Below are 6,130 nucleotides of genomic sequence, written 5' to 3' on the forward strand. Positions count from 1 at the left end.
GTTTCGCCTCGTGCGGCACCTAATCGCCCCGGCCTATTTCAGGGTCCGCCACCCCCTCGATTGCGTGTTGGCCGGGGATGCGCTCGACTGCCCCGGGCCGGATCGGGCTGCCATATAAGCCCGCCTGCCGCTGCGCCTCAAGAAACTGCTCCATCGTCATCCGATTCGGCACCACGAGGACCCCGCCAGTGTCGATATTCACGTTCACGTTCGCCCCGAACTGTTCGCCCTCGCGGTATCCGTGCCGCGCCTTCAAGAGGAACATCGCCGGGACATACTGGCCCGCCATCGCAAGATCATGCAACACACCCACAAGTTTGTCGTGTTCGACGGCGCGGCCCCTGTCGATTGCCTCCTGCACGGCGGGATCGCGGCGCTTGGCGGCGCGGAATGCATCTTTGCCCATCCGCAGGGCCTTGGCCATCGTAGCCTCTGCCACGCCCCTAGAAGCCAATTCCTCGACCATTTTCAGGCCCCGCCGTCCGACACGGTAAGCGGGACCGCCGGGGGTGCCATCCGATACGCGGCGCGCCACCGCATCAAATCTGTCTTCATCCATTTGCCGTCTCCTTATCGAACTCTTGGCAAACCTTCTGGCTCAGGCCCTTGCCGCATTTCAGTTGTCGCGCAATCCGATCCATGCCGATTCCGTCAGCGCGCAAGGCCCGGATCGCGTCTTTCATCGCCTCCGAGGCCGGTGCGCGACCGATCTGCTTGCCACACGCCCGGGCGCGCGCAATTCCGGCTTTGGTGCGCTCAACAATCATCGCGCGCTCAAACTCCGCAAACACGCCCGACATCTGCAATAGGGCGCGGCCCGCCGGGGTCGAAGTGTCGAGGGCCTGCTGTTCAAGGAACTGGTCGCAGCCGACGCTGCGCAGAGTCTCGAACAGGTCAACCAGATCGCGCAGGGATCGCCCAAGGCGCGACACGTCCCATGCCATCACCACATCAAACTGGCGGCGCGCGGCATCCTTCATCATAGCGTCCAGCCCGGGCCGCGCGCGGCTGGCACCGGATGCCGTTTCGACGTATTCATGCACTATCGCCCAGCCTGCGCGTTCGGCCACTTCCCGCAGCCGTAAAAGCTGGTTTTCGGGGGTCTGTTCGCCGGTCGATACGCGCGCATAGATCGCAGCCCGGCGCGCGGTCATTCGATTTCGCCTTCGCGCGGATCGCGGGCAAGGCGTGTGCCGTCTGCGGCATACCAGCCCGGGGTAGGATCGGAGCCCAAAGGATGGTCGATTGTCGGGCCATAGGACCGAGGCCCAAAGGTGCCCGGCACCAGCCAATGGCGTTCCACCGGCCCGACCTCGGGGACAACGTAAAACTGGCGCTGCCCCTCAACTATGCCGGGAACGAACTGCTGCATCTTGTCTTCCATATTGCCGCGTCGTCTCATTTCTTGCTCCATTTCTCGCTCAACCATAGGCCAGAACATACCGCGAACACAGTGGCACCGTCTATCGAAATCCACCCTCAAGACGGTCGGTTCTGGGGTTGCTTTCGGAACGGGAATAAATGGCCGCAAACGTGGGCTTTGCGGCGGCCAGATCGCGCTACATTTCGGGGGTGGTTCGATAGCCAGCGATATTGCACACCAGATCGGTGCGGCGGATCGACAATTTTGGCGGTTTGCCAGATCAGCCGTCGCCTTTTAGGGCGGGCGCACAACGCGGGTTACGATGTTTTTGCGCGCGGCAGCCGGTCTATAGAGCGGGGCGCAGCAAACAGCCGGTCGGTCGGCAAGACATAACTCGGTCGTCAACTGGGTCGGGAGTTATCTCCATAATTTTATTATCTATTTCATTTCTAAAGACCGAGTAGACCGATAAGACCTAAGGCGGAGAAACGCGGAGGGAATGCGGGGGGGCCGCGCCTTCTGGGCAAAGTCTCCGGCTAAGTCTTCTGCGCCAGTCTGGTCGGCCTACTCGGTCGGCAGACGCCTATTCTGCCAAAGTTTCGTAAGGTTAGCACCCGACCGAGGGCGGATCGGCCTCGGTCGGGTGCCAGATAGTCGGTCGGGCCGTTATTCGACCCCCGGCGGAGCGATCCAGCCATCCGCGTCAGGCCAGTCGATACCATGCAACCCGAGACTTTCGGCCCATACGCGCCGCGCCTGCGCCAAGGGCGGCAGGCCCCATCCCCTTTCATCCTTGCCATTTTGCGAGAACTTGTGCCTTTCGATGCCAAGCAGCTTTAAGGCTACACCCATTTTCTGCGAAGAAGGGGCTTCGCGCAGCATCCGCTGGTCGATGGCCCACGAGATCAATGCAGGCACCCGCACCACAGGATCGGCGCGCTGGTGCACGTCGCGGCCCACCTTCACCGAAGGGTAGAAGCCGCCCGGTGCGATCCCCTCCATCAGCATTTCCATTACAACCCGATTAGGTCCGGTCAGACCTTCCAGTTTCTGCTGCGAAAGCTCCCGGCTTTCGGGCATAAGACGCGGATTAAATCCCGAAAGATCCATCGCGCGCAGGTCGTAAAGCATCGCGGCCAGTCCGCCCGCGTCCATCTGGGCGCCAAGCGCATCGAAGTATTGCTTGTGCTGTGGCCCCTGTCGCTGGCTCGACGGGCGGAAGACGGCGAACCGCCTTTCGTCAATTCCGGCGGGCACAACCCAATCGTCATTCGAGGTCATAATCAGGTGCAGGCGGTTCTTGGCGAGGGTCGCCTCCTTATATTTGCCCTCAATCATCAATTCCGGCTCTGTGATGATCGCCTGCAAAAGGGATTCAGCGTTCTTGTTTCCGTTCCACTTCACCTCGTCCGCATACAGCAGAACCGTGTCGCGGAAGTGGGCGTTAAACTTGGCTCCCAAAGCCGATGCCCCGGGCAGATAAAAGCCGTGCTGGCCGAACATCGCACGGACGTAGTGCGCAAAGATGCCCTTGCCCGCACCCCGGCCACCACGAAAGACAAGTGCGACACCAGCGGGAACTGCGGGCTTCTGAACGGCCAGCGCCAGCCAACGCTCGATATAGTTCGCCACTTCCTGGTCGCCGTCTGCCAGCACTTCGAGGATGTGCTGCCGCATTAAACTCCAGTCGCCCGGTTCCGGCTCGACGGCGAAGCCGCGCCAGAGGTTCAGTTTGTCACCGACCACTTCGCCTGCGCCGGGATCGAAGGTCAACGCCCGGTGCGTCCTGCGACCACGCCAGCGCAGCCATTCGTCACCCAGAGGCTTTCGGATTTCATTTCCTTCCTTGTCTTCACCGACGCGCACAGCGCGGTTACTGTGTGTCAGGCGAAAGTCGGAAGCATTCTGCATATAGACAACCCGACGCCAGCGCTGTTTTGCCGGGTCCGATGCCTCGGGGTTCAGCAGTTCATAGGCAAATTCCGCGATCCTTACAGTTCCTGCCTCGTGTGTCAGGAAAGCGCGGCGCGCGTTCATTTCAATCAACAACGGGTCGGTAGCCTCGGCCACCGCATCACGCGCCTTGGCGATTTGCTCTGCCGCATACTGGCGGTGTTTGGGCTGTTCGAGGACGTGCGCAGAAATGCCGTGCTCGGGGTCGAGAATTGTCGCTCCTATCTGGGAATCAGAACATCCGGCCCGCACCATATCGCACAGCACTGCCCAGAGGATTTCAGACCTGCTCGGGTAGCGGGTCGGGTCGTCAGGATCGGCACCGTTAACGATCAACATTTTCGTGCGGGGAGACACACCGGACGGCAGTTCATCGAGGCTTTCGAGCTTAGGCAGTTCGACGCCAAGATTAGCGGGCACCAATAACTTCCCGGCCTTGGCCTGTGCGGTCTTCGTAATTGCCGGAAATTCGGCAATCGCATAGGTCGTATCCGACACCGAAAATATATGCGAGAGTCCTGCGCCGGGCTTGCGGTTCACCGTTCCCGGCAGCCGCATCACCCTTGCAATGTCGTGGCAGGCATCGGCCCCGAAAGCGATCTCAAGCGCATAGTTGCGAGCCTCGAAGTCGGCCACCGCATCGACCCAGCCGGGATCACCGGCATCTGGCAACACGACAGGTTCAGAGAGCCGCCAGAGTGCCCAAAAACCACGTCCGCTGTCGATTACCAGCGTCGGGATCGGGATGCCTTTGGGCAAGTTCACCGTCAGCAGCGCAAGGATGCGCGTCCGTTCAGATTCGAGGTCCTCGCCTGCACGCGGATCAACATCGACCCACAGCCAGCCGACACTTACCACGTGTTCTTTCTTTGCTTTTGCGCCATCCCAGCCGGGCCGCAGCGTCGCAATCGAGACATAGGTGTTGTCGCGCACATTTGCCTTCATCGCTCCTTCGATGGCTGCGGTCAGATCATTGTGCGACCCGCCCCGGAAATTGCCGTCTGCCGCCTTGGCGCAGACGTGCCAAGGACCGTCATGGTGCAGGGTTTCGAGCGCCTCGCGGATCGCGATAGGGTCCGGCAACAAGCCTTTGCCGTCGCCCGCTTCAACACCGCGCGGTATAATCGCGCTGTCAGGGTGATGATGATGGTTCCTGTCCTCTGCGCCCCCGGCCCGCTGCTCAGCGCCGGGGGTGCTTTCGTTTTCAGACCCGGTCATTCCCGCACCTCGCCCGGTTCGACGCGGTGCTGGGCCATCCAGTTGCGCAGATCGGTAACACGATAGCGGACCAGTTTGCCGGAAGCGCGGATAAAGGCAGGGCCACGGCCCTCTTTGCGCATCGTTTCCATCCCGCCGGGTGTTAAACCAAGCAAGGCAGCTGCATGGGCAGTGTTCAGGTATTCAGGGGGCGGCGCATAGCGGCCAGTGGCATAGCCATCCGCCAACTCGGCGGCGACTTCACGCGCAATTTCTTTCACAACGGCGATTGGGTGTTCCATTCGCGGCTCTCCTCGAAAAGGAGCCGCGCTCAGCATCAAAAGCGGCGGCCCCGGGATTTGGGGTTGCCGCCGCTGTGTCGAATCCCCGGCGCGTGTGGGGTTCTTACGTTCCTACGGGACCGCCGCTCCCATAGTCGTTTGGCGTATGTCGTAGGCCGTTTATATCCGGTTAAATGGCCCTGCGTCTAGCCGTCGGTTATTGTTGCCGAAGATTTTCCATCATCACCGAACTTATCCTCGCTTGGGCAAGCAAGAGTTGGTTCCAGACGCCCGCTCGACTACCATAGGTGCCCGAGTGAGTGTCTCCCTTCTGGGAATGGTTCATCAATTTCTTCGACAGGTTGTCACTCACGACCGCCCATTCGCAGGCGTTCCGATAGGTGTGGCGCAGGCCGTGGCCCGAACAAGGCAGCTTCGGTTCGGTCGTCGCATAGAGAGACATATGCCCGGCAAAATCGCCGGTGCCGCGCTTCGCCTTCGAGGGATCGCCCGGAAATATCCATTCGCGCGAAAAACCGGGCTGGTAGACCATTCCGGCGCGACGGGCGCGCGCAAGGCACGCCAGCATCGGGCGCGTCAGCGGAATGTCGTAGGCCCGGGCTTTGCCACCTTTGGGCGTCGGTATGTGCAACCGCCGCCCCGCCACGTCGAGGTCTTTCCAGCGCGCCGTCGCAATCGCGCCGGACCGGCTTCCAGACAAAAGTAAGAAAAGCTGGAATTCAGCGCGAACCCGGTTTTCCATCGTGCCGTATGCGCGCCACCAAGCGGGAAGGTCGGAAAGGTCCATCGCTTTCTTGTCGCCGTTTTGCTCCTCCGGGTTATAGGTCACTTGCCGCGTGGGGTGCCAACCGTCAGGGTTCGGGCGAACGTGTCCAAGCTCAAGCGCCCAGTTATGGATCACACGGAGGGTCCGCATCGCCCCATTCGCGGCATAGGTGCCGCCGTGTTGCGGGTGCGTATGCTTCGCGGAAATAGCATCGTGCCGGGCCGCAACCTTTCGCGCCCCGGCCTCGGTCGCCAAATCTTCCAAAGGTGTGTCGCGCCAGATTCCGAGAAGATGGTCAGCTTCAACGGCGTTCCGATAGCTTTCAATTGTGGCAGGGCTTCGACCCCGGCGCACAATGGCAGATCGGTAGAGGGCCCATGCCTCCCCCAAGGTTACACCCCTCGATTTATCTGCGGCCAGATCGCCGGTCAGGATTTCGGCAATCTCTGCTTTGGCCTGTTCGCGCGCCGCCTTCACGCTGGTTTCGGGAAACGATGCGAACGCCCGGCGCACTGTTTTGCGAGCCTTGCGCATACTGTCGTCAAGGAC

The 6,130-nt window shown here is 61.2% G+C and carries 6 protein-coding genes; all 6 read right to left on the reverse strand.

Annotated elements, in window-relative coordinates; all coding sequences use genetic code 11:
* Positions 1-19 precede the first annotated feature (19 nt).
* Positions 20-559, reverse strand: coding sequence for a hypothetical protein (locus tag L0H65_RS12760; protein ID WP_301459432.1), 540 nt, complete (start codon positions 557-559; stop codon positions 20-22).
* Positions 552-1,154, reverse strand: a complete 603-nt coding sequence (locus tag L0H65_RS12765) for a recombinase family protein (RefSeq protein WP_301459433.1) — start codon at positions 1,152-1,154, stop codon at positions 552-554. Before L0H65_RS12765 ends, L0H65_RS12760 begins: the two co-directional genes overlap by 8 nt.
* A complete protein-coding gene (locus tag L0H65_RS12770; RefSeq protein WP_301459434.1) occupies positions 1,151-1,402 on the reverse strand; it encodes a hypothetical protein in 252 nt (83 codons plus the stop codon). Before L0H65_RS12770 ends, L0H65_RS12765 begins: the two co-directional genes overlap by 4 nt.
* A 627-nt stretch (positions 1,403-2,029) precedes the next feature.
* Positions 2,030-4,534, reverse strand: a complete 2,505-nt coding sequence (locus L0H65_RS12775) for a DUF5906 domain-containing protein (RefSeq protein WP_301459435.1) — start codon at positions 4,532-4,534, stop codon at positions 2,030-2,032.
* Positions 4,531-4,815, reverse strand: coding sequence for an AlpA family transcriptional regulator (locus tag L0H65_RS12780; protein ID WP_301459436.1), 285 nt, complete (start codon positions 4,813-4,815; stop codon positions 4,531-4,533). Before L0H65_RS12780 ends, L0H65_RS12775 begins: the two co-directional genes overlap by 4 nt.
* 196 nt (positions 4,816-5,011) lie before the next feature.
* On the reverse strand, positions 5,012-6,130 hold a 1,119-nt coding region (locus L0H65_RS12785; RefSeq protein ID WP_301459437.1), incomplete at its 5' end, for a tyrosine-type recombinase/integrase.

The sequence above is a fragment of the Pseudorhodobacter sp. genome (assembly GCF_030452865.1).
Classification (GTDB): domain Bacteria; phylum Pseudomonadota; class Alphaproteobacteria; order Rhodobacterales; family Rhodobacteraceae; genus Pseudorhodobacter.